The following is a 22,268-nucleotide window of genomic DNA, read 5'->3' as shown; positions in this document are numbered from 1 at the left end:
TCCTTTATTCAATGCTGTACGCTGCCGCGCTGGGGTACCGCGCGGGTAAGGCTCAATGAAAAGATAATGACCACCCCGACAATGGCGACGCCGGCCAGGGTTAACAGTCCGGCGGCGCTGCTGGCGAACAACGTTTCGGCCTGCACGCGCACGATCGGCGCCAGAAAACCACCGATGGCGCCAAACAGGTTAACAAAGCCAATCCCTGCGGCCAGCGCCGTGCCGGACAGCAGCTGCGTCGGCATCGTCCAGAAGACCGGCTGCACGGCGATCACCCCGACCGCCGCCACGCACAGCGCGATGATAGCCAGCACCGGCGCCACCAGTCCGGACACTGCAATCCCGACCGCCGCCGCCAGCAGCGTCAGGGCGGCAATATTGCGTCGCTCGCCGGTGCGATCGGAGTAGCGAGGGATAAGCCAGGTGCCAAACAGCGCCGCCACCCACGGGATGGCCGTCACCACCGAGGCAACGAAGCCGACTTTGGTGCCCAGCAGCGCAGCAACCTGGGTGGGCAGGAAGAAAATCAGACCATAGACCGCCACCTGAATGGTCAGATAAATCAGCGCCAGCTGCCAGACCAGCCCGTTACGCAGCGCATCGGACAGGCGCGAGGCAATCTTTTTCTCCTCCTCGCGCGCCAGCTCGCTTATCAGCGCCTGTTTCTCCGCTGCGCTCAGGAAGCGGGCATGCTGCGGCGAATCGTCCAGCCAGAAGAAGGTGAACGCTCCCGCGGCGACGGCGAGCAGGCCTTCAATGACAAACATCCAGAACCAGCCGGGATGGCCCATAAATCCATGCATCTCCAGCAGCGCACCGGATAAAGGCGATCCCAGCGTCAGGGCCAGCGGCGCGCCCATATAAAACAGCCCCATAATGCTGGCGCGGTTTTGCTGGGGAAACCACTGTGAAGTGAGGTAGATCATTCCGGGAAAGAAGCCCGCCTCCGCCGCGCCCAGCAGGGTACGTACCAGCAGGAATTTCGCTTCCGTATCAGCCCACGCCATCGCCGCCGACAGCACGCCCCACAGCAGCGTGGTACAGCCGATCCATCGCCTGGCGCCAAATTTGCGCATCAGCAGATTGGCCGGCACCCCGAGGAAGGCATAGACCACAAAGAAGATACCGGCCCCCAGCGCGTAGGCCTCATTGCTGAGTCCGGTATCCAGCTGGTAGGTCTCTTTGGCGAAACCGATATTAGAACGGTCAAGAAACGCCAGCACGTACAGCGCCAGCATAAAGGGGATTAAGCGGGCGCGGTTTTTCTTCACCACGCTCTCCAGCAGAGTGTTGCTCATCATAATATCCTCAGGCGCGGGCCGCCGGGCGGCCCGACGCAATCAGTGTTGATAAGGACGCTTCAGGTTGCAGTCGCGATTGAGCTCGACGCCAAAGCCGGGTTTATCCAGGACCGATTTATGAATGCGCCCTCTCTCCGGCACCGGCTCGCCGAGCAGGATCGGGTCGAACTGCGGGCGCAGCGTGGCGCAGTCCGGACTGGTCATCAGAAACTCGCTGAACGGCGTGTTGGTGAAGGTGATCACCGCATGATGTGAGTAAACCGACGAGCCGTGGGGCACTACCAGCTGCCCGCGCGCTTTGGCGATGGCCGCGATCTCCACCAGGGTGGTTAAGCCGCCGCACCAGCCGACGTCGGGCTGCATAATATCGATGCCGGTTTCCGACAGGGTGCGGAAGGACTGCAGCGTGCCGTGGTGCTCGCCGCTGGTCACCATCATCCCGGCAGGCGCCTGGCGCTTCAGCTCGCGATAGCCTTCATACTGCTGCGGCGGCAGGCACTCTTCGATCCACTTGAGGTTATAAGGGGCGCAGGCATGGGCAAGTTTGGTGGCATAGTTAACGTCCTGGCTCATCCAGCAGTCCAGCATTAACCAGAAATCCGGGCCGCATTTTTCGCGCATATCCGCCACCATGGCGACGTCTTTGCGGATCCCGGCGTCGCCATCGTGCGGCCCCCAGTGGGTAGGCATTTTGCCGCCGATAAAGCCCATCTCCTGCGCCAGGTCCGGACGTGCGCCGGTGGCATAGAACTGGATTTCGTCGCGCACCGCCCCACCCAACAGTTTGTAGACCGGCAGGCCAACCACTTTCCCGAAGAGGTCCCACAGCGCCAGGTCGACACAGGAGATGGTATTCATCACCAGGCCGCCGGATCCCGCGTAGTAAAGGGTGGCGTTAAGCATCTGGTCATGGATCAGTTTGATATCGCTGACGCATTTGCCTTCGATAAAGCGGTTGAGATGTTTTTCGACGATAAAGCAGCCCATCTCCCCGGCCGTCGACACCGCAAAGCCGGTCTGTCCGTTGTCGGCTTCCACTTCCACAATCAGCGTCCCCAGCACGTTGATGCCAAACGACTGCCGGGACTGCTCATACTGTTTATATTTGCTCATCGGGGTGGCGATATGATCGTCAATCCAGTGGTTAGCCCCCTGGTCATGGTAATCGCCGCCGCCGGCGCCCTGCTCTGCTGTGGCGCCGCCGATGAACCAGGCGCGGACGTGTTTAATTTTCGGTAGGGTCATGATGTTCTCCTTATGATGAGGCGAGTTGTTCGAAGGGGCTTTTCCACCCCAGCAGACGTGAAATATCTTTCGCGCAGGCAATCGCCTTACCAGCCAGGTAATCGCGATTGTCTTCATTGATTTGCAGACGGGTACCCACCACCGAGATGGCGGCGGTCAGGTCGTTATTTGCGTTAAATACCGGGGCAGCCACGCAGCGCACATCCGGATAGTCCTCGCCATTATCAAAGCTCCAGCCCCGGGCGCGGATCCGCCCCAGCTCTTCCCGCAGCTGTTGAGCATCGGTGATGGTCGTTGGCGTGGCCCGCTCCCACTGCAGGTCTTCGATAATCGACGCCTGAACGCTGGCGGGCTGCCAGGCCAGCAAACATTTGCCGATCCCGGAGCGGTAAAGCGACAGGCTCTTACCCTCATGCGAGCGCACGCTGATGGTGGCGGGAGACTCAATTTTCAGAATGTAGTAGGCGTTACCCTGATCGATAATGCCCAGATGACAAAGCAGGCCGCACTCATCCATCAGCCGGGTGAGGCGCGGCCGCGCCAGCTCGCGCAGGTCCATTTTGCTCAGCGCCTGCCCGGCCAGCTCCACCAGCTTGGTCCACAGGCAGTAGTTATCCTGATTATCCATACTGATGAAGCGCTGCTTTTTCAGCTCGCCCAGCAGCAGATACACCGTGCTTTTCGGGATCCCCAGCTCCGCTATTATCGTCGCCGCGCTGCAGGGGCCGATGCGGCCAATTAAATTGAGGATCTCAATCGCGCGGGTCAGCGCCGGGACTTTCGTTGATTCCAACATACTGGACTCCAATCCTGAATACTGGAATCAGTGTTGCGATTGTCCGGGCGGTAAAGTGTGAGCGACATCGCGGGGCAATCGTTTTCCCGTAAACTGGACCGTTCGCAGCAGAAAATTGCGACTTAACGCACAGAATTTTTTCAGAAGAGTACAACAGGTTGGACGACCGGCGCCCCGAGGATACGGTGCGCCGGGGGGAATGACTTACAGCGAGAGGGAATCCACCACGTTAATCCAGCCATGTTCGCTGGCCAGCGGTTGGCCATTCAGCCAGCGACGCAGCATGTTTAACGCCATCATAGCGCAGACTTCCTGGCGTACCGCCAGGCTGTGGCGGGTGGCGCTAAACTTCACCCGCAGTGCGAAGGTGCCGTCCGGGGTGGCCAGGGCCACGTTAAGATGATCGTTTTCCTGACCGCTCACCGCCAGAGCCAGGCCGGCAAAATGGTTTATGCGCCGCTCGGCCGCCCAGCGGGCCGCCTGCGCCAGCGTCTCCTCCTGCGCCGGAACGACTTCGCTGGCCAGCAGCGGCGCGCCGGCGCGGGACAGCTGGAGCGCCAGCAGGCCGCTGGTAAACTGCTCGCTGAGCGTCAGGCTCAGCTGCCGCTCCTGCAGACAGCGGGCGATCTGCGCCGGTAACCCTTCCGTGCCTTCGAAAATCAGGCTGTCGCCAGCCACCTTACGCACCTCCGGCCACAGGGCCAGCATGGCGTCGCGCTGGTCAGCCGGTCCGGTTAGCTTGAGTTCAATGATCGGCATCGACGAGCGGTAACCCATCACCACGCCCGGAGGCAGCGTCAGCGGATTAAGACTTTGCGCCAGCTCGCTCTCCGAGCGGCCAAAGGTGGTCATACGCAGGCATACCGGCGGGTCCGGCAGCGTAAAGCGCTGGCGCAGGCGCGGTAAAATTTCCTGCTCGACCATCACCTTAAATTCAGAGGGGACCCCGGGAGTGAAAAACATCAGGCAGCGGTTGAGCTGGATGGCAAAGCCACAGGCCGTACCGACCGGGTTGTTGATCATCTCGGCGCTGGCCGGGATTTCCGCCTGCTTACGGTTGCTTTCCGCCATCGGCCTGCCGCGCTCGGCAAAAAAGCGGGTCATGGTTTCCAGCCACTCCGGATGCAAAATAAGCCCCTCGCCTTTCGCAGTGGCGGCGGCCAGCGCGCTCAGGTCGTCGCTGGTTGGGCCGAGGCCGCCGTTGACGATCAGCACATCCGCCTGTTCGCTGCGTTCGCGCAGAATCGCCACCAGCGCATCGAGATCGTCGCCAACGGTATTGCGGCGCGTTAACGGTAAACCCTGATTAAAAAAGAAATCCGCCAGCCATGCCGCATTGGTATCAATGATTTGACCATGCAACACTTCATCGCCGGTGGACAGCATTTCCACATTCAACATTGCTCACTCCTTGCCTGCCAGGTGAGAAATACTATAACGCAAAGCGGGATGCTGACGAGGAGGAAAATCTGGCGCAGCAAGAAGATGCCGCGCCGGAAGAGATTAGAAGTTGGCGCTGGCGCCGATGTATGGGCCGTCGGCGATGGTGTTATCGCGGTTGCCATCTTTGCCCGCCAGGTTCAGGTAACGGTAGCCGGCCTGGATGCTAAGCGGACGCATAATGGTCCAGCTGGCGCCGACGTTGGCTTCCTGGTAGCTATCAATGCCGCTGGAGAGCGAATCCGGAGAGTAGTAATAATCGCCGTACAGGCGGAAGCTGTCGCCGATTTTCCACTGCAGGCCGCCGCCGACCGCGGCCGCATAACCTTCATCGCCCTGTTTCGGATTGGTGTAAATACCTTTACCACCCACGGTCGCGAGGAACGGCCCCAGTGGAATATTGAGTCCCAGGCCTAAACCCGCGGCGTCGCCGTCGTTATCGCTGTGCAGCCAGTTACCCGAAACGGCCAGGCCGGTGGATTCGGTGCCGAAGCCGACGCCAAGGTTGGTGTAATGCTCGCCGGCTTCACCGGTAACGCTAATCGCATGGGCCGCCGAAGAAACCATCATCACGCCCGCCAGCGCCATAAAAATGCTTTTTTTCATTATTTACTCTATCCAGAAAATTAAAATCAAAGAAGTCCCGAAAAAACCTGAAAATTCTACTGCGCACCCATCAGGAATCAATGACCTGGCGAAATGAATTTTCACAAGAGTGTAACCAGTTGCGTATTTTTACGGCATCGAGCGTTGCCAGAACCACGAACAGCCTATTCAACGCCAGTAATATTCATGTTTATTATGATTAACGCTGACACATTGACGAAAACAGAGAGCTGGCGCCGCACGATCGGCGCGGCGCGAGTGGATAAGGGAATAATTAATGCTGCAGCCGGGCCAGACATTCCGGGGCGAGGCCGGTCAGTTCCGCCACCAGCGACAGGTCGAGTCCGTTAGCAAGCATCGCCCGGGCGATACGCTCCGCGGTCTGCTGCTCACCTTGCTCGATACCTTGCTGTAGACCTTGTTCAAGACCTTGCTTTAATCCTTGCTGATGGCCGCGTTGTTCCAGAAACTGGGCAATATTCATTAGCGTCTCCTTATGCGGCCGCCGGGGAACGTTTTGCGCAAGATGGCGCAAAAAAGCAACCGGATCGGCGGCGTTTCCTGCCTGTAATAAATAGTGCAACAGCGTCTTAAGCTGCCTGCGGCTAGTGTATCCCAGCGCCAGGAGCCTGACCAGCTGCTCATGCAGGTCCATCAAATCCCGCTGGCGAATATGCTTCTGCAGGAGCTCCAGCATCGCCACGCGCCGGTGGCGCATGATTTCATCGTCCGGGGTGCTAGTGATATCAATTAAGGGAAAATCTTCACCATAGATCCGCCGCGCGATGTCCGGATCGGCAAAGCCTGCCAGCCAGCACATCGGGTAAGGCCAGGGAGAAACGCGACCATGATAAAACAGCAGCGGGATCACCAGCGGCAGCTGCGTATGCCCTTTATCCAGATGACGCTGCATCGCGGCTATCGCATAGCGCATCAGGCGAAATGCCATATGGCGGTCCGCCGAGCTTTGGTGCTCTATCAACAGATAGATATAGCCCTCCCCCGCCTGCGTTTGCAGCGAGTAAAGGATATCGGAATGACTCGCCCGCAGTTCGTCGTCGATAAAGCTCCCGGACTCCAGCCGCAGCGTGTTCAGGTTACATAACGCGCGCAGCGGTGCGGGAAGGTGAATGTCCAGAAAATCCCTGGCCGTCGCCCGATGCGACAGCAGGTGTTTAAATACAGCATCGTGGGGGGAATTCGTCGCCCTTTCCATGGCGGTGCTCCATACAATCATTTTCGCTTAACGTAGCACTCAACAAGACCTGAACTGTATTTCGCTTGCAGTTTACCGAGGCGGCTCGCAAACTATTTCACCAGCATACCGCCCCATCCCTCTGCAGGAGAAAACCCATGCGCCACAGGACAATTGTTTGCCCGCTGATCGAGAATAAAGGCCATTATCTGCTTTGCAAAATGGCCGCCGACCGCGGGGTTTTTCCCGGGCAATGGGCCTTATCCGGCGGCGGCGTGGAGCCAGGGGAACGTATTGAAGAGGCGCTGCGGCGGGAAATACGCGAAGAGCTCGGCGAAAAACTCATCCTTACCCATATCGCGCCATGGTGCTTTCGCGACGATACCCGCGTCAAAACCTACCCCGACGGGCATCAGGAAACGATCTACATGATCTATCTCATCTTCAACTGCGTGAGCGCCAATCGCGATGTGACGATCAACGAGGAGTTTGACGATTACGCCTGGGTCAAAGCCGAAGATCTCAAAAACTACGATCTTAATGCCGCCACCCGCGTTACTCTCAGCCTGAAAGGGCTACTTTAGTCCAGCATACCGCGTTCAACCCACCCGGCGTTATGCCGCGGGATAATGCGGGTGGCTACGATACGGTCGCATGCGTCTGCTGCCTGACCCACTCGCACAGCGCCCGGCGCGAAATCTTAATCCCGCCGTTTTTTAACGTTTCCGGCAACCGCAGCCAACGCACCGGCTGCTGAAAACGCGCTAACCGCTCAGCGCTCCATGCCGCCAGCGCGCTCAACTCGCAGCCGTCATCGCATTCCACCACCGCTACCGGGCGCTGGCCGTATTCCGCATCATCCAGCGGCACGATAAACACCTGCTGTACCTGTGGATGGGCGAGTATCACACGCTCGACCTCTTCCGGTTGAATACCTTCTCCACCGCTAAAAAAGAGGTTATCCAGTCGCCCAACAACCGTCAGCCGACCGTTATGCAATGCTCCGCGATCGCGCGTCGCAAACCAGCCTTCATTGTTGGTTAATGACAACAATTGACCATCCCGCCAGTAGCCTGCGGCCATACTCGACGCCCGCAGCCAGATCTCGCCGGCGACAATTTTCACCTCTCGCCCCGGCAGCGCTTCGCCAACATCCGCAGCGCCGTCGGCCTCTTTGGCACACACGGTGGAGGCGAATTCGGTGAGGCCATAGCCGCAGAAGCTGCGTATGCCCTGCTTTCGCGCCCGTTCAGTCAATTCGACCGGGATCGACGCGCCGCCGAGCAGCACCGCCTTGAGGGAAACCACAGCATCATCATTCAGCAGGCGCCATAGCTGAGTCGGCACCAGCGAAGCATGGGTACAGCCGTGCAGCATCTGCGCCAGCGGCTGTTTGTCACGTACCGTGAGTCGCGCGCCGGCCAGCAGCCAGCGCCAGACGATCCCCTGACCGGAGACATGGAACAACGGCAGCGACAGCAGCCAGTCATCTCCTGCGGCAAACGGCATCAGCGCCAGCACGCCAGCCGCGCTGGCCAGATGGGCGCTGGCGCTATGTACCGCCGCTTTCGGCAGGCCGATTGAACCGGAGGTCAACGTCATCGACACCAACCGATCGCCATGCCAGCAAACAGCATGCTCGCCCTCAACCAACTGCAGGGTTAACATCGGTAAATTCCCCGGCAACACATCGCCATTCAGCACCAGCTGATGCTGCATGGTTAACGCGGGTAACAACGCCTGCAGCAACACCGCTGGCAGCTGCGGATTCAGCGGCAGCACCCGCGCCCCGCACTGCAGCAGCGCCAGCCATGCCAGCAGAGTTTCCGGCTGGTTATAGGCCCGGAGCGCCACGCCCTGCCCTTCCATTACGCCCTGCGCGGCAAAACCAGACGCCAGCGCGTCAACCCGCGCGCATAGCTCCCGCCAGGTCAACGGCTGGTTATTCAGACGTAAGGCGAGGGCCTCTCCGCGCCGCTGACGCCAGTGCCGCCAGGGCCAGTCGTTAAAGGTCACAGCAGCGGCTCCAGCGCATCAATGTTGAGCACCGGCAGCGTACTTTCGGGCCACGGCCGTACCAGCTGGGCGCCCATCAGCGCCAGCGTATCCAGCCCAGGAATAGTCTGCGGCGTCAGCCAGGCGGCAATCCGGGCCAGCTGGGTTAAGCCGAGACTGGACTCGATCGACGAGCTGATCACTACGCTCAACCCCAGCGCATGCGCCGCGGCGACCTGTTGCTGCACCTTCTGCAAACTGCCGGTTAGCGTCGGTTTGATCACCACCGCACGCACCCCCGGCTCGGCGACAAAGCGGAAATCCGCCTCGCGCAAGCTTTCATCCCAGGCGATAGCGATCCCTGTCTCGCGGCTAAAGGCCCGAGAATCCTCCCGCGTTTTGCAAGGTTCTTCAAGAAAAGCAATGCGCTGGCGGTACGCCGGATTAACGTATTTGGCGAACTGTTGCGCTTTGAGCGGCGTCCAGGCGCGGTTGGCATCGAGCCGCAGCTGCAGGTCGGGGATCGCCTCCAGCAGCAGATTGACCACCATACCGTCGCGGACCGCCTCCCAGAGGCCAACTTTGACCTTAGCGACCTTCTTGCCGGGCATCGCCGCCAGTCTGGCGAATAGCTCATCCGGATCGCCGGAGCAGAGCGGCGCCGCGCGATAATCCGCGGCCTGCGGTAGTTCGCCGCCAAGCTCCGCCTGCGCGCAGCTGATGCCAAACGCGACGGAGGGCTGCGTGGGAAGCGGCGGCTCGGCGCCGTCGCGCCAGGCCTGTGCCCACGCTAACAGCGCCATTTGCGCCTCTTCCAGCGTCTCGACACTGAATCCCGGCAGGGGAGAAATTTCGCCCCAGCCTTCGCGTTCCCCCTCCTGCAGGCGGATGAACAGCCCGTCGCGGGTTTTTAACCGCCGCTCGCGCAGCACCACGCCCGCGTCCATCGGTATCTGCCAGCGGTAAACCTGCGAAACGCGCATTATGGATTCCGTTTAAATTTGCTGAAGTCCGGCTGACGTTTCTGGTTGAAGGCATTGCGGCCTTCCTGCCCCTCTTCCGTCATATAGAACAGCATGGTGGCGTTGCCCGCCAGCTCCTGCAGACCAGCCTGGCCGTCGCAGTCGGCGTTCAGCGCCGCTTTCAGGCAGCGCAAGGCCATCGGGCTGTTCTGCAGCATTTCACGACACCAGCGCACGGTCTCTTTTTCCAGATCCGCCAGCGGTACCACGGTATTCACCAGCCCCATGTCCAGCGCCTGCTGAGCGTCATACTGGCGGCACAGGAACCAGATTTCGCGCGCTTTTTTCTGCCCGACGATCCGCGCCATATAGGAGGCGCCCCAGCCGCCGTCGAAAGAGCCGACTTTTGGCCCGGTCTGGCCGAAGATGGCGTTTTCCGCCGCGATAGTCAGATCGCACATCATATGCAGCACGTGACCGCCGCCGATAGAGTAGCCGGCCACCATCGCGACCACCGGTTTCGGGCAGGTGCGGATCTGACGCTGGAAGTCGAGCACGTTAAGATGATGAACGCCGGAGTCGTCCTGATAGCCGCCGTAGTCGCCGCGGACTTTCTGGTCGCCGCCGGCGCAGAAGGCTTTCTCACCTTCACCGGTCAGCACGATGACGCCGATATTGTCGTCATAGCGGGCATCCGCCAGCGCCTGGATCATCTCTTTGACGGTCAGCGGGCGGAAGGCGTTGCGCACCTGCGGACGATTAATGGTGATTTTGGCAATCCCGTCAGTCGATTTGTGATAGCGAATATCGGTATAGCCTTCGGAGCAATCGTGCCATTCAACGGGGGCGTAGAGCATTGCTTCATCAAGAGAGATCATAGAATGTCCTTCAGTTAACTTGCCAGAATCTGCGCCAGACAGGCAATCACCGCCGCCGGGTTGTCCCGGTGCGCGTTGTGTCCGGCATGGTGAATAAGATGGAGATCCGCCGCGAGCGTCTGCGCGATGGCGCGAAACTTCGCGTCGCGCTCGCCGCACAGGTAGTGAAAAGGAAAATCGCGCGCCTGCAGAGACGCGCGCAGATCGGCCTGCGCGGCAAGGGAGGTTGCCTGCAGCATCGCCGCCAGCGTCGCGCCGTTGTTCCGGCTGCGTAAGGCGACCAATGACTCACGCTGCGCGGCATTCAGCGAAGCGAAGACCGGCTGCTGATACCAGTCGGCAAAGACCTGCTCAAGCGGCTCGCGGCGAAAACGTTCCGCCCAGGCGCTGTCATTGCTGCGCCGCGCCTGCCGCGCCTCTACATCCTGCAGGCCCGGATGGCTGCCTTCAACGATCAGCCCGCGCATGCCTGCGCGCGGCTGGCTGGCGAAGTTCATTGCCACCCGGCCGCCCAGCGAGTAGCCGATCAGCCAATACTTATGTATGTTGTAACTATTAAGCGTAGACTGCAGCAGAGTATTGACCCCGGCAAAGTCCTGCACCGCGATATCCGCGGAGCCGCCGTGCCCCGGCAGATCGAGGTACAGCCGCGGCCAGGCGGGAAAGGCGTCGCCCACTTTCCGCCACTCGTTGCGGTCGCCGGAAAAACCGTGCAGAAACACCAGCCAGGGATAGCCCGGCTGGCCGTTGTCGACAGCAGCGCTGAGGATCACAGGCGACTTACCTGCGCCAGCAGCTGCTGGAGGGTCTGCGCGCCGTCGGTCTCATTGACCGCCAGCTCAATCACCGTCGCCCCTGCCCTGCGCCAGGCGCCGGCCAGCGCCTCATCCAGCGACGGCCAGTCATCAGGGCGATGATAGGCCAGGCCGAACATCGCCGCCGCGTGGCTGAAATCCACGTCCTGCGGCATTAAATAGAACTGACGGCGTTCGTCCTGCGGCGTCGGCAGCATAGAAAAAATCTGCCCGCCGTTGTTATTCACCACGATCAGCACCAGCGGCGCCGACGCCTGGCGCAGCAGGGCCAGCGAGTTGAGATCGTAGAGCGCGGAGAGATCGCCAACGATGGCCAGCGTCGGTCGGGCGCTGGCGCGCTGCACGCCGGCCGCAGTGGCGATCAGGCCATCGATGCCGCTGGCGCCGCGGTTGCTGTAGACCGGATACCCGGCCGGTAGCTGCGCCAGGGCGTCGATCAGGCGCACCACCAGGCTGTTGCCAACAAACAATTGGCCCTGCTCCGGCAGATAGCCCCGAATACGCTGCGCCAGCTGCGCTTCGCCAAAAGGCTCGTTGCTGGCGACTGCAGCCTGCCACGCCTGCCCGGCAAGCTGTGGGATCACCGTCGCCCACGGCTGGCGTTTCTCCGCCGGATGTAATTCGAGCCAGCGCTCAACGCTTGAGAGCAGACGGCGACCGCGGTGCTGCGCCGGGTCGAGGCGACCGGGCAGATTATCCACCAGCCAGTATTCATCCGGCTCGCAGGTCGCCTGCCACTGGAGCACGCGTTTGCCGGTCAGGCTGCTGCCGAGTTGCACGACGATCTGCGCCTGCGCCAGCTCGCTGACCGCTTTGCCGTTGCCCAGCCACAGGTCGGCGCACGGCAGCGGCTGCCCGGTCTGCGACAGGACATCGCCGATCAGCGGCCAGCCGAGGGTCTGCGCCCACTCAGCGACCTTTTTCCCTTCCGCGGCGCTCATTCTGCCCGCCACGACGACGCCGCGTTTTTGTCGCCAGAAGAACCAGTCGCGCTGCTTCTCGCTCTCTAACTGCAGCGCCTGGCGCAGCCAGGGTTTGTCGCTCTGCCACCAGTTGCCGAGCTGCTGCTGCCACTCCACGCCGGTCTCATCCATATCACCATACAGCGGTTCAGCGAACGGACAGTTAATATGCACCCCGCCGGCGTGCAGCGCGCCCAGCGCCTGGTCGATGGTTGAGACCAGCCAGCGGGCAGGAATATCCTGCGAGGGACGCGGCAAAGAAATCGTCTGCGCAGGATGGGAGGCAAACATCCCCGGCTGGCGGATAGCCTGGTTCGCGCCGCAGTCGATCAGCTCCGGCGGACGGTCGGCGGTTAACAGGATCAGCTTTTCACCGGTGAGCCCTGCCTCAATCAGCGCCGGATAGAGGTTTGCGGTGGCGGTCCCGGAGGTGACTATCACCGCCACCGGCTGCCGGCTGGCCTTCGCCAGTCCGAGCGCCAGGTGGCCGAGGCCGCGTTCGTCGAAATGGGTATGATGGATAAAGGCGCGGTTTTCCGCCGCCGCCAGGGTTAAGGGTGTCGAGCGCGAGCCCGGCGCGATGCAGATATGCTGCACGCCATGGCGCGTTAAAGCTTCCAGGATCACCGCCGCCCAGCGTCGGTTAAATGCGCTTACTGACATGAAATTGTCCGGTATCAAATATTGATGCTAAGTATAGATAAGGCAAAGTGACGTCGTTTTGATATGCATCGTCATTCAAGCTTTATGGACACAGCAGCGAGCGCAGCCCGGCCGCTTTGTTGTCAATCTCCTGCCACTCCTGCTGTGCATCAGAGCCGCTGACGATCCCCGCCCCGGCATACAGCCGCAGGGTGTCGTGGTTCACTTTCGCCGAACGCAGCGCCACGCAAAACTCGCTTTGCGCCAGTGACAGATACCCGGCGGACCCGGCGTACCATTCGCGGGAAAACGGTTCATGACGCTGAATGAACGCCAGCGCCGCCCGGCGCGGCAGGCCGGCCACCGCGGCGGTGGGCTGCAGCTGCAGCAGACAGCGGCTGTCGTCAGGCGCCGCCAGCTCGGTCCAGATGCAGCGTCGGAGATGCTGCACCTTACGCAGCCTCACCACCTGCGGCGGCAGGACGTCCAGCGTCGAGGCCTCACTCTGCAGGCGCTGGCAGATATCCTCTACCACCAGCATGTTTTCCCGCTGGTTTTTGTCGTCTTTCATCAACCAGTCGGCCAGTTGCTGCGCCTTCGCGTCTTCCTGATGGTTCGCGACGGTCCCCGCCAGCGCTTCGGTGCGCAGCAGCGCGCCGCGCCGGCGCCACAGCCGTTCCGGCGTGGAGCCGAAAAATGCCTGCCGGGCATTGAACGCCATCAGGAAATGAAAACAGTTAAGATTGCTGCGCCGGCTAGCCGCCATGATGCTCACGGCGTCCAGCGGGGCGGCAAACTGCAGGTCGGTTGCCCGCGCCAGCACTACTTTATCCATTTCACCGGCGCTGATCGCCTTAGTCGCCCGCGCAATCATTGCCTGCCATTGAGGATAGTCGGATGAGTGGCGCTCGCTCAGCAACGGCGGTATGGCGCCGGGAGTCGCCTGAGTGGTTGTCAGGCTGGCGAGAAACGCGCGGGCCGTCGCGGCATCCTCACGCAGGGAGATATCACTATGCAGCACCAGCCGCAGCACGGCCCTGCCGCCGCACCGGCGCCACTCCAGACGCGGCAGCGCCAGGCTGCCCTGCTGCGGTTCAAACGCATTCAGGCCGCAGATACGCAGATCCTGCCGGCCGACCTGGCGTAAAAAGCGGTTCGCCGCGTCGAGCGAGAAAAAGGTTTTTACCGCCCCCAGCGTCGCCAGTTCCTCATCGCCATTGCGCTGCTGCCAGTAAAACTGCGGCCATTGCGCCTGCTGGCCGCACCATAGTAGCGGATCGAAGGCATCATTCAGCGGAAAAGCAACATCGATAATTCGCGTGCCGGGCAAGTCTGGAAAAGACTCGCCCAGGCCGTCTTGCAAACGGGCCAGCGCAGTGGAAACAGACAGCACGCAAACCTCCACGGTAGTAAAACCCCACATTATAAGGGGTTCGACGGCGGAATAGCAGTACCCATGATGAGGGAGCGGGTTTTATCTTACCCGCTCGCCGGGCCAGAGCTGCGTGTGGACGAGGGTGCAGAGGAGTCAGACAGCGCGCTTTTCTCGCGCCATGCCAATGTGGGGGATGCCATCCTCATCATAGACCTCAGTCACCGGCGTAAAACCAAAGTAGGCGTAAAAGGATTGCAGGTGCGCCTGCGCCCCGAGGTAAATCGCCTTTTGCGGCCAGTGCTGCTGACAGCTGGCCAGCGCCTGCTCCATCAGCTGATAGCCGAGCTTCGCACCACGGGCGGCGGGGCTGACGATGACCCGGCCAATCACCACCGGCGCAAACTCCTCTTCGCTTTTGAGGATCCGCGCGTAGGCCACCAGTTCGCCATCGCGCCAGCCGAGCAGATGGCGATTTTCACCAACCAAATCATCGCCGTCGACATCCTGATAGACGCACTGCTGCTCTACGACAAAGACTTCACTGCGCAATTTCAGCAGCGCATACAGCTGGGGAACGGTGAGTTCACTATGGTGGAGATCCTGCCAGGTCATCATCTGCTGCTCCTTATTGATATACTGATACTTTGCGACTCGCCCTGAGGACACTGGACGATGGAATTAACTTTTTTGGGGACATCCGCCGGGGTGCCGACCCGCACGCGTAATATGACGTCGATAATACTGAATTTGCAACAGCCGACCCGCGCCGAAATGTGGTTGTTTGACTGCGGCGAAGGGACCCAGCATCAGTTTCTTCACACGCCCTACCATCCCGGCAAACTGAATAAGATTTTTATTACCCATCTGCACGGCGACCACCTGTTCGGCCTGCCCGGCCTGCTGTGCAGCCGCTCGATGCAGGGAAACTCCCTGCCCCTCACCCTCTACGGGCCAAAAGGACTCAAAGAGTTTGTTGAGACCGCGCTGCGCCTGAGCGGTTCGTGGACCGACTATCCGCTCACCATCATCGAAGTCGGCCCTGGTCTGGTGTTCGACGAAGAGGGCTATCGGGTCACCGCGTATCCGCTCAGCCATCCGGTGGAGTGCTATGGGTATCGCATTGCGCAGCATGACAAGCCCGGCACCCTCGACGCCGCCCAGCTGATTGCCGATGGCGTACCTCCCGGGCCGCTGTTCCATCAACTCAAGCGCGGACAGCGCGTCGAGCTGGCAGATGGCCGGGTCATCGACGGCAGCCGCTATCTGGGACCTGCGACCCCGGGTAAAACGCTGGCCATCTTCGGCGATACCGCCCCCTGCCCGCAGGCGCTGGAGATGGCTCGCGGGGCGGATGTAATGGTCCACGAAACCACCCTTGAGCAGGCGATGGCGGAGAAAGCCAATAGCCGCGGCCACTCTTCCAGTCAGCAGACCGCGGCGCTTGCCAAAGAAGCGGGGGTCGGTACGCTGATCGCCACCCACTTTAGCTCGCGCTACGATGCCGAAGGCTGTCTGCGTATGCTGGCGGAATGCCGGGAGATTTTCCCTAACACGCTGCTGGCGGAAGACTTTATGGTCTACAAGATGGCGTAAAATCCGGGCATAAAAAAACCGCCATCCCGGCGGTTTTTTATTGAGTCAATCAACTTACATCAGCGGCGTCGCCAGCTGCACGATGCTAATCAGCGGCTGCGGCCAGATACCGAGCACCAGCACCAGCAGCGCGGAGATCAGCACCACGATACCGCCGGCGCTGTACTGCCAGTTTGACGGCGCATCGCGATTCAGCTGCTCCGGCGCGCTCAGATACAGGCTGACGGCCACGCGCAGGTAGTAGTAGAGACCGATCGCCGAGCCGACAACCACCGCGGCAACCAGCCACCACAGATGCGCATGCACACCGACGGCCAGCACGTAGAACTTACCGATAAAGCCGAGGGTCATCGGGATGCCGGCCAGGGAGAGCATCATCACCGTCATCACAGCCGACAGGATCGGACGGTGCCAGAACAGACCGCGGTAGGAGAACAGCGAGTCAGCATCCGGACCGCGGTACGGGCTGGACATCAGGCTGACCACGCCGAACGCGCCGAGGCTGCTGAACAGATAACCGGCCAGGTAGACACCCACGGCTTCCATCGACATTTCGCCGCTCTGCAGGGCAATCAGCGCCACCAGCAGATAGCCGAGATGGGAGATGGAAGAGTAACCAAGCAGGCGCTTAATGTTGGTCTGGCTCAGCGCCATCAGGTTACCGAAGATGATAGAGGCGAAGGCGATCAGGCCCAGCACCACACGTACCGCTTCGCTGTTGCCCACCGGCATGTACAGGAACAGACGCATCACTACGCCGAAGATAGCGATCTTGCTGGCGGTCGCCAGGAAGGTGGAGACCGGCGCAGGCGCCCCCTGGTAAACGTCCGGCGTCCACAGGTGGAACGGCACCAGCGACAGTTTAAAGCCAAGACCGACGATCATCAGACCGAGGCCCGCCAGCAGCAGCGGCTCGTGCAGCATGTTGTCCGCCAGGCTTTTGCCCAGCGCGAGGAAGGACAGATTGCCGGAGTTCGCATACACCAGCGCCATACCGAACAGCAGGAAGGACGAAGCTGCCGCGGAGAGGATGGTGTATTTGATGCTCGCTTCCAGCGAACGCTTCTGGCGGAAGGCGTAACCAACCAGGCCGAACAGCGGCAGCGAAATCAGCTCAATACCGAGGAACAGCGCCGCCAGATGATTCGCACCGGCCAGCAGAATGCCGCCCAGGGCGGCGATCAGCACCAGCAGGTAGAACTCTTCTTTGTTGTCCTTGTAACCCTCAAGCCACGGGTAGGCGAAAGTACAGGTCGCGAGGCTCGCCAGCAGCACCAGACCGGTGTAAAGCATGGCGTAGCCGTCAACGCGGATCAGCGGCGTGACGTCCATCGCCCCGTTCTGGCCGACGAACCAGAGCGAGACCAGCGCGGCGTTAAGTCCAAGAACCGACAGCGTGGCATTGAGAAAATGATTGCGTCGCCACGCAATGGAGAGCATCACAACCACCACCGTCAAGCCGACGATCAGCAGCGGTAGCAGTGCGATCAGTTGTTGTGGAGTTATTGTCATGGCGAATTACGGCCTTGTAGTAGAAACAGAATTAACAAACCACTGCTGAATGTTGCTCATCGCAGCATGCGAGGTGTCGAGGATCGGCTGCGGGAAGAAGCCCAACAGCACCAGCAGCACCACCAGCAGCAGGATGATAGACAGTTCACGCAGGGACATCCCCGGCAACTCTTTCGCCGCCACTTCGCTCTTCGCTTTACCGAAGTAAGCGCGATGTAACATCGACAGCGAGTAAACGGACGCGAATACCAGACCAAAGGTGGAGATGACGGTGATTGTCGGCACCACTTTATAGCTGCCGAACAGGATCATAAATTCGCCGACGAAGTTACCGGTGCCCGGCATCCCCAGGGTGGCGACCGCGAAGAACATCGACATCGCCGGCAGCCATTTAATTTTGCTCCACAAGCCGCCCATCTGGCGCATATCGCGGGTGTGCAGACGTTCGTACAGCTGGCCGCACAGAATGAACAGACCCGCCGCGGACAGACCGTGAGCAATCATCTGGATCACCGCTCCCTGATAGGCCAGCTGGCTGCCGGTGTAGATAGCAATCAGCACGAAGCCCATGTGGGACACGGAAGTGTAGGCGATCAGGCGTTTAATATCGGTCTGGGCGAAGGCCATCCACGCGCCGTAGAAGATACCAATCACGCCCAGCCACATGGCGATGGGTGCAAACTCGGCGGAGGCATTCGGGAACAGCGGCAGCGCAAAGCGCAGCAGGCCGTAGGCGGCGGTTTTCAGCAGGATCCCCGCGAGGTCGACAGAGCCGGCGGTCGGCGCCTGGGAGTGAGCGTCCGGCAGCCAGCCGTGCAGCGGCACCACCGGCATTTTCACCGCGAAGGCGATGAAGAAGCCGAGCATCAGCAGGTATTCCACGCCGTGAGACATCGGGGTTTTCAGCAGATCTTCATAGTTGAAGGTCCACACGCCGGTGGCGTTGAAGTGGACGAAGGCCAGCGCCAGAATGGCAATCAGCATCACCAGACCGCTCGCCTGGGTATAGATGAAGAACTTGGTGGCCGCTGTGATACGCGTTTTACCGTCCGAGGCTTTGTGGCCCCACAGCGCGATCAGGAAGTACATCGGCACCAACATCATTTCCCAGAAGAAGAAGAACAGGAACATGTCGATGGCGAGGAACACGCCGATAACGCCGCCCAGGATCCACATCAGGTTGAGGTGGAAGAAGCCCTGGTATTTTTCGATTTCACGCCACGAACAGAGCACCGCCAGCACGCCGAGGAGACCGGTCAGCACCACCATCAGCAGCGACAGGCCGTCGATCGCCAGATGGATGCTAATGCCGAAGCGTGGGATCCACGGCAGCACGAATTCCGACTGCCATTGCGGAATACCCGCGGATTGCGTCAGAGAATAGCCGCCCTGCATCCACAGCTGCAGGCCAAGCACCAGCGTCAGTCCCATGGTAATCAGCGCGATCCAGCGCGGCACTTTCACGCCAAAGCGTTCGGTCTGCCAGCACAGGAAGCCGCCGATAAAGGGAATTAATATTAGCCAGGGTAGTAACATGGCGATTTTTATTCCTTGTTAAAGTCCCGTTCAGGACCGATTTTCAACGAATTCGACTACATTCACGTTTGAGTGCGGTTTGTTGTGTCGGGTGGCGCTTCTCTTACCCGACCTACGGTCTCGTAGGCCCGGTAAGCGAAGCGCCACCGGGCAAAACCGCGCGATCAAATCAACGCAATACCATCAGCAGCGCCAGCACCACCACCGCGCCGATGCTCATTGAAGCCACATACCAGCGCAGATAACCGTTCTCGCTCACCAGCAGGCCTTTGCCTGCGAAGCGGGAAAGGATCGCCGGGATATTCATCAACGAGTTCAGCGGATCGCGTTTCAGCAGCCAGGCAATACCGAGGAATGGTTTTACGAACACCTTGTCGTATAACCAGTCGAAGCCCCAGGCATGGAACCACCAGGTACCGAAGAAGCGGCCAGGCGCACTGTTGGCGATGGAGGTCACCAGCGTGCGTTTGCCCAGCCACAGCCATGCAGCGATCAGAATCCCGGCAATGGCGATGATCCCGGAGGCAATCTCCAGCGTCATCACGCTACCGTGGGCGAGCTCAGTGGTCTGCGGCAGTACGCCTTCCAGCGGCGGCACAATCAGCGCGCCAACGAAGGTGGATAGTACCAGCAGCACAATCAGCGGCAGATGATGGGTAATCCCCTTCCCTGCGTGCGCGTGAATTTGCTCTTTACCGTGGAATACGATGAAAATCATCCGGAAGGTGTACAGCGAGGTCATAAAGGCGCCGACCAGGCCTGCCACCATCAGATTGATATGGCCATTGGCCATCGCGCCTGCCAGAATCTCATCCTTACTGAAGAAGCCTGCGGTGATAAGCGGCAGTGCGGACAGCGCCGCGCCCCCCACCAGGAAGCAGACGTATACCAGCGGAATCGATTTGCGCAGGCCGCCCATCTTGAAGATGTTCTGTTCGTGATGGCAGGCCAGAATGACCGAACCAGACGACAGGAACAGCAGAGCTTTAAAGAACGCGTGAGTCATCAGGTGGAAAATCGCCGCGTCCCATGCCTGCACGCCCAGCGCGAGGAACATGTAGCCAATCTGGCTCATGGTAGAGTAGGCGAGAACGCGTTTGATATCGGTCTGCACCAGCGCGGCGAAGCCCGCCAACACCAGGGTGACCGCCCCGACGATACCGACCAGATGCAGCACTTCCGGCGTCATCAGGAACAGGCCATGGGTACGGGCGATCAGATAGACGCCCGCGGTGACCATGGTCGCAGCGTGGATCAGTGCAGAGACCGGTGTCGGACCCGCCATCGCATCGGCAAGCCACGTTTGCAGCGGCAGCTGGGCGGATTTACCGACCGCGCCGCCAAGCAGCATCAGCGTCGCCCACTGCAGCGTGGTGCTGCCGTTAGCGAAGTGCTGCGGCGCCAGCTCCACCATTTCGCGGAAGTTCAGGGTGCCCAGTTCGTTATAAAGAATGAACAGCGCGAAGGCGAGGAACACGTCGCCGACGCGGGTCACCACAAACGCTTTCATCGCTGCGGCGCCGTTCTTCGGATCGGTGTAGTAGAAACCGATCAGCAGGTAAGAACAGAGGCCCACGCCTTCCCAACCGAGGTACATCAGCAGCAGGTTATCGGCTAGTACCAGAACCACCATGCTGGCGATAAACAGGTTGGTATAGGCGAAGAAGCGGGAATATCCCTCTTCACCGCGCATGTACCAGGAGGCGAACATGTGGATCAGGAAGCCGACGCCGGTAACTACGGAGAGCATGGTCAGCGACAGGCCGTCCAACACCAGGTTGAAGCCGATGTTGAAATCACCGACCGACATCCAGGTCCACAGCGGCACGCTGACCGCCTGTTTGCCGTTAGCGAAAAAGTCGACACCAACGTACGCGGTGACCAGCGCCGCCAGGCCTACCGAGCCCATGCCAACGGTGGCGGAAAGATTTTCCGACCAGCGCCCGCGGGAGAAGGCCAGCAGCACAAAGCCAATCAATGGCAAAAGAATGGTTAAGGCAAGCATGTTCATCCACGCAACTCACTTACTGAATCGATGTTCAGGTTCTGGCGGCGACGATGGAGCTGCAGCAGCAGCGCCAGGCCGATACTCGCTTCCGCAGCCGCGAGGCTGATGGCGAGGATATACATTATCTGACCATCTGCCTGACCCCAGTAGCTACCCGCCACCACAAAGGCCAGCGCGGCGGCGTTAATCATGATTTCCAGGCTAATCAACATAAACAGCAGATTGCGGCGGATCACCAGCCCCGTCAGACCAAGCACAAACAGGATGGCCGCGAGGATCAGTCCATGTGTTAAGGGGATCATGCGTGTTCCTCCGTTTTTCGTTTGTCGCTGTCGTTCAGACGGTTGCTCAGCACCTCGCCGGCGCGCTCTTCGCGGCCAATGTGGAAGGCAACCACCAGGCCCGCCAGCAGCAGCATGGAGGCCAGCTCCACCGCCAGGACGTACGGCCCAAACAGCGCAATGCCCACTTCTTTGGCGTTAATCGCCGCACCGTCGATACCCTGGTCGTTAATGCCCAGGATGGCGTAAACGATAACCACCAGCAGCACCGCGGAGAGGATGGCCGGGCCAATCCAGATCCCCGGCTGCAGCCACTTGCGCTCCTGTTCGATCTCGGTGCCGCCCAGGTTGAGCATCATCACCACGAAGACGAACAGCACCATAATGGCCCCGGCGTAGACGATGATTTCCAGCGCTCCGGCGAAGTACGCGCCCAGCGAGAAGAACACCCCGGCAATCGCCAGCAGCGAAATAATCAGGTACAGCAGCGCATGCACCGGATTGGTGTGGGTGACGACCCGCAAGGTTGCGAGGATGGCTATCAGGCCACAGATATAAAAAGCGAATTCCATTGCCCCTCTCCTTACGGTAACAGGCTCTTGACGTCGATTGGCTTAGCTTCATTTTCCGCTTCGCCCTTATCTTTGCCGTCGATTGCCATACCCGCCATCCGGTAGAAGTTATATTCCGGGTATTTGCCCGGACCGGAAATCAGCAGATCCTCTTTTTCGTACACCAGATCCTGACGCTTGTATTCACCCAGCTCGAAGTCCGGGGTCAACTGGATCGCCGTGGTCGGGCACGCTTCTTCGCACAGGCCGCAGAAGATGCAGCGTGAGAAGTTGATGCGGAAGAACTCCGGATACCAGCGGCCGTCTACCGTCTCTGCTTTCTGCAGCGAGATACAGCCCACCGGGCAGGCTACCGCACACAGGTTACAGGCGACGCAGCGCTCTGCACCGTCCGGATCGCGGGTCAGCACGATGCGGCCGCGATAGCGCGGCGGCAGGTAGACCGGCTCTTCCGGATACATCCGGGTTTCACGTTTGGCGAAGGCATGCAGGCCAATCATCCAGATACTACGGACCTGGGTGCCGAACCCCACCAATAATTCTTTTAAGGTCAT

At 60.3% G+C, this 22,268-nt stretch carries 21 protein-coding genes; 2 read left to right on the top strand and 19 right to left on the bottom strand.

The features are described 5' to 3' along the window. Positions 1 to 8: 8 nt before the first annotated feature. From IB144_RS07940 to IB144_RS07915, 6 genes are all read right to left on the bottom strand, one after another. On the bottom strand, positions 9 to 1,298 hold the full coding sequence (locus IB144_RS07940) for an MFS transporter (protein WP_065888460.1): 1,290 nt from the start codon (positions 1,296 to 1,298) through the stop codon (positions 9 to 11). A 42-nt stretch (positions 1,299 to 1,340) separates the two neighbouring features. After that, a complete protein-coding gene (rhmD, locus tag IB144_RS07935) occupies positions 1,341 to 2,546 on the bottom strand; it encodes an L-rhamnonate dehydratase (protein WP_004175029.1) in 1,206 nt (401 codons plus the stop codon). A gap of 10 nt (positions 2,547 to 2,556) precedes the next feature. Beyond that, positions 2,557 to 3,342, bottom strand: coding sequence for an IclR family transcriptional regulator (locus tag IB144_RS07930; RefSeq protein WP_002913046.1), 786 nt, complete (start codon positions 3,340 to 3,342; stop codon positions 2,557 to 2,559). Between the two features lie 204 nt (positions 3,343 to 3,546). Further along, complete coding sequence (locus tag IB144_RS07925) at positions 3,547 to 4,743, bottom strand: nicotinamide mononucleotide deamidase-related protein YfaY (RefSeq protein ID WP_065888461.1); 1,197 nt, start codon at positions 4,741 to 4,743, stop codon at positions 3,547 to 3,549. A gap of 102 nt (positions 4,744 to 4,845) precedes the next feature. After that, entirely contained in the window at positions 4,846 to 5,388 is a 543-nt protein-coding gene (locus IB144_RS07920) for a YfaZ family outer membrane protein (RefSeq protein ID WP_149358876.1), read from the bottom strand. A gap of 274 nt (positions 5,389 to 5,662) precedes the next feature. Beyond that, positions 5,663 to 6,604 (bottom strand): Rpn family recombination-promoting nuclease/putative transposase, encoded by a 942-nt coding sequence (locus IB144_RS07915; protein WP_065888462.1) that lies wholly within the window; start codon positions 6,602 to 6,604, stop codon positions 5,663 to 5,665. A 137-nt stretch (positions 6,605 to 6,741) separates the two neighbouring features. On the opposite strand from IB144_RS07915, the gene nudI reads away from it, so the two are divergent. Further along, the gene (gene nudI, locus IB144_RS07910) at positions 6,742 to 7,167 is read left to right on the top strand and encodes a nucleoside triphosphatase NudI (protein WP_023158515.1); all 426 of its coding nucleotides are present in this window, start codon (positions 6,742 to 6,744) and stop codon (positions 7,165 to 7,167) included. A gap of 55 nt (positions 7,168 to 7,222) precedes the next feature. Here nudI and menE read toward each other — a convergent pair whose 3' ends face one another. From menE to IB144_RS07875, 7 genes are all read right to left on the bottom strand, one after another. Continuing rightward, entirely contained in the window at positions 7,223 to 8,599 is a 1,377-nt protein-coding gene (gene menE / locus IB144_RS07905) for an o-succinylbenzoate--CoA ligase (protein ID WP_065888463.1), read from the bottom strand. Further along, the gene (gene menC / locus IB144_RS07900; RefSeq protein ID WP_065888464.1) at positions 8,596 to 9,561 is read right to left on the bottom strand and encodes an o-succinylbenzoate synthase; all 966 of its coding nucleotides are present in this window, start codon (positions 9,559 to 9,561) and stop codon (positions 8,596 to 8,598) included. The genes menE and menC overlap by 4 nt, the downstream gene beginning before the upstream one ends. Next, complete coding sequence (menB, locus tag IB144_RS07895; protein WP_002913098.1) at positions 9,561 to 10,418, bottom strand: 1,4-dihydroxy-2-naphthoyl-CoA synthase; 858 nt, start codon at positions 10,416 to 10,418, stop codon at positions 9,561 to 9,563. The genes menC and menB overlap by 1 nt, the downstream gene beginning before the upstream one ends. Positions 10,419 to 10,432: 14 nt before the next feature. Then, on the bottom strand, positions 10,433 to 11,191 hold the full coding sequence (gene menH / locus IB144_RS07890; RefSeq protein WP_065888465.1) for a 2-succinyl-6-hydroxy-2,4-cyclohexadiene-1-carboxylate synthase: 759 nt from the start codon (positions 11,189 to 11,191) through the stop codon (positions 10,433 to 10,435). Next, positions 11,188 to 12,858, bottom strand: coding sequence for a 2-succinyl-5-enolpyruvyl-6-hydroxy-3-cyclohexene-1-carboxylic-acid synthase (gene menD / locus IB144_RS07885; protein WP_002913103.1), 1,671 nt, complete (start codon positions 12,856 to 12,858; stop codon positions 11,188 to 11,190). Before menD ends, menH begins: the two co-directional genes overlap by 4 nt. Before the next feature lie 82 nt (positions 12,859 to 12,940). After that, positions 12,941 to 14,230, bottom strand: coding sequence for an isochorismate synthase MenF (gene menF, locus IB144_RS07880; RefSeq protein ID WP_019705503.1), 1,290 nt, complete (start codon positions 14,228 to 14,230; stop codon positions 12,941 to 12,943). Between the two features lie 135 nt (positions 14,231 to 14,365). After that, on the bottom strand, positions 14,366 to 14,827 hold the full coding sequence (locus tag IB144_RS07875; RefSeq protein ID WP_021313293.1) for a GNAT family N-acetyltransferase: 462 nt from the start codon (positions 14,825 to 14,827) through the stop codon (positions 14,366 to 14,368). Between the two features lie 57 nt (positions 14,828 to 14,884). Here IB144_RS07875 and rnz point away from each other — a divergent pair, with 57 nt between their 5' ends. After that, the gene (rnz, locus tag IB144_RS07870; RefSeq protein WP_004214593.1) at positions 14,885 to 15,805 is read left to right on the top strand and encodes a ribonuclease Z; all 921 of its coding nucleotides are present in this window, start codon (positions 14,885 to 14,887) and stop codon (positions 15,803 to 15,805) included. A 54-nt stretch (positions 15,806 to 15,859) separates the two neighbouring features. Here the strand turns inward: rnz and nuoN are convergent, their stop codons facing one another. The 6 genes from nuoN to nuoI all read right to left on the bottom strand — a co-directional run bounded on the left by nuoN (position 15,860) and on the right by nuoI (position 22,268). After that, positions 15,860 to 17,317 (bottom strand): NADH-quinone oxidoreductase subunit NuoN, encoded by a 1,458-nt coding sequence (nuoN, locus tag IB144_RS07865; protein WP_004151107.1) that lies wholly within the window; start codon positions 17,315 to 17,317, stop codon positions 15,860 to 15,862. A gap of 6 nt (positions 17,318 to 17,323) precedes the next feature. Continuing rightward, entirely contained in the window at positions 17,324 to 18,853 is a 1,530-nt protein-coding gene (gene nuoM, locus IB144_RS07860; protein WP_002913146.1) for an NADH-quinone oxidoreductase subunit M, read from the bottom strand. Positions 18,854 to 19,022: 169 nt separating this feature from the next. Continuing rightward, entirely contained in the window at positions 19,023 to 20,864 is a 1,842-nt protein-coding gene (gene nuoL, locus IB144_RS07855) for an NADH-quinone oxidoreductase subunit L (RefSeq protein ID WP_004140895.1), read from the bottom strand. After that, complete coding sequence (nuoK, locus tag IB144_RS07850; RefSeq protein ID WP_002913148.1) at positions 20,861 to 21,163, bottom strand: NADH-quinone oxidoreductase subunit NuoK; 303 nt, start codon at positions 21,161 to 21,163, stop codon at positions 20,861 to 20,863. The genes nuoL and nuoK overlap by 4 nt, the downstream gene beginning before the upstream one ends. Next, positions 21,160 to 21,714: an NADH-quinone oxidoreductase subunit J gene (gene nuoJ / locus IB144_RS07845; protein ID WP_002913150.1), complete on the bottom strand. Its 555-nt coding sequence runs from the start codon at positions 21,712 to 21,714 to the stop codon at positions 21,160 to 21,162. The genes nuoK and nuoJ overlap by 4 nt, the downstream gene beginning before the upstream one ends. 11 nt (positions 21,715 to 21,725) lie before the next feature. Next, complete coding sequence (nuoI, locus tag IB144_RS07840; protein WP_002913152.1) at positions 21,726 to 22,268, bottom strand: NADH-quinone oxidoreductase subunit NuoI; 543 nt, start codon at positions 22,266 to 22,268, stop codon at positions 21,726 to 21,728.

It is taken from the genome of Klebsiella sp. K4 (assembly GCF_014596785.2).
In the GTDB taxonomy this organism is placed as follows: domain Bacteria; phylum Pseudomonadota; class Gammaproteobacteria; order Enterobacterales; family Enterobacteriaceae; genus Klebsiella; species Klebsiella pneumoniae.
Note: the sequence above shows the minus strand (reverse complement) of the source record. Positions and strands in the feature narration are given on the sequence as shown.

Bases quoted from the DNA above. Each gene is read 5' to 3' on its own strand.
- IB144_RS07920 (WP_149358876.1), bottom strand. From the start codon at position 5,388: ATGAAAAAAAGCATTTTTATGGCGCTGGCGGGCGTGATGATGGTTTCT.
- nuoI (WP_002913152.1), bottom strand. From the start codon at position 22,268: ATGACCTTAAAAGAATTATTGGTGGGGTTCGGCACCCAGGTCCGTAGT.
- rhmD (WP_004175029.1), bottom strand. From the start codon at position 2,546: ATGACCCTACCGAAAATTAAACACGTCCGCGCCTGGTTCATCGGCGGC.
- menC (WP_065888464.1), bottom strand. From the start codon at position 9,561: ATGCGCGTTTCGCAGGTTTACCGCTGGCAGATACCGATGGACGCGGGC.
- nuoK (WP_002913148.1), bottom strand. From the start codon at position 21,163: ATGATCCCCTTAACACATGGACTGATCCTCGCGGCCATCCTGTTTGTG.
- IB144_RS07915 (WP_065888462.1), bottom strand. From the start codon at position 6,604: ATGGAAAGGGCGACGAATTCCCCCCACGATGCTGTATTTAAACACCTG.
- nudI (WP_023158515.1), top strand. From the start codon at position 6,742: ATGCGCCACAGGACAATTGTTTGCCCGCTGATCGAGAATAAAGGCCAT.
- IB144_RS07875 (WP_021313293.1), bottom strand. From the start codon at position 14,827: ATGATGACCTGGCAGGATCTCCACCATAGTGAACTCACCGTTCCCCAG.
- nuoM (WP_002913146.1), bottom strand. From the start codon at position 18,853: ATGTTACTACCCTGGCTAATATTAATTCCCTTTATCGGCGGCTTCCTG.
- nuoN (WP_004151107.1), bottom strand. From the start codon at position 17,317: ATGACAATAACTCCACAACAACTGATCGCACTGCTACCGCTGCTGATC.
- menB (WP_002913098.1), bottom strand. From the start codon at position 10,418: ATGATCTCTCTTGATGAAGCAATGCTCTACGCCCCCGTTGAATGGCAC.
- menD (WP_002913103.1), bottom strand. From the start codon at position 12,858: ATGTCAGTAAGCGCATTTAACCGACGCTGGGCGGCGGTGATCCTGGAA.
- IB144_RS07940 (WP_065888460.1), bottom strand. From the start codon at position 1,298: ATGAGCAACACTCTGCTGGAGAGCGTGGTGAAGAAAAACCGCGCCCGC.
- IB144_RS07930 (WP_002913046.1), bottom strand. From the start codon at position 3,342: ATGTTGGAATCAACGAAAGTCCCGGCGCTGACCCGCGCGATTGAGATC.
- IB144_RS07925 (WP_065888461.1), bottom strand. From the start codon at position 4,743: ATGTTGAATGTGGAAATGCTGTCCACCGGCGATGAAGTGTTGCATGGT.
- rnz (WP_004214593.1), top strand. From the start codon at position 14,885: ATGGAATTAACTTTTTTGGGGACATCCGCCGGGGTGCCGACCCGCACG.
- nuoJ (WP_002913150.1), bottom strand. From the start codon at position 21,714: ATGGAATTCGCTTTTTATATCTGTGGCCTGATAGCCATCCTCGCAACC.
- nuoL (WP_004140895.1), bottom strand. From the start codon at position 20,864: ATGAACATGCTTGCCTTAACCATTCTTTTGCCATTGATTGGCTTTGTG.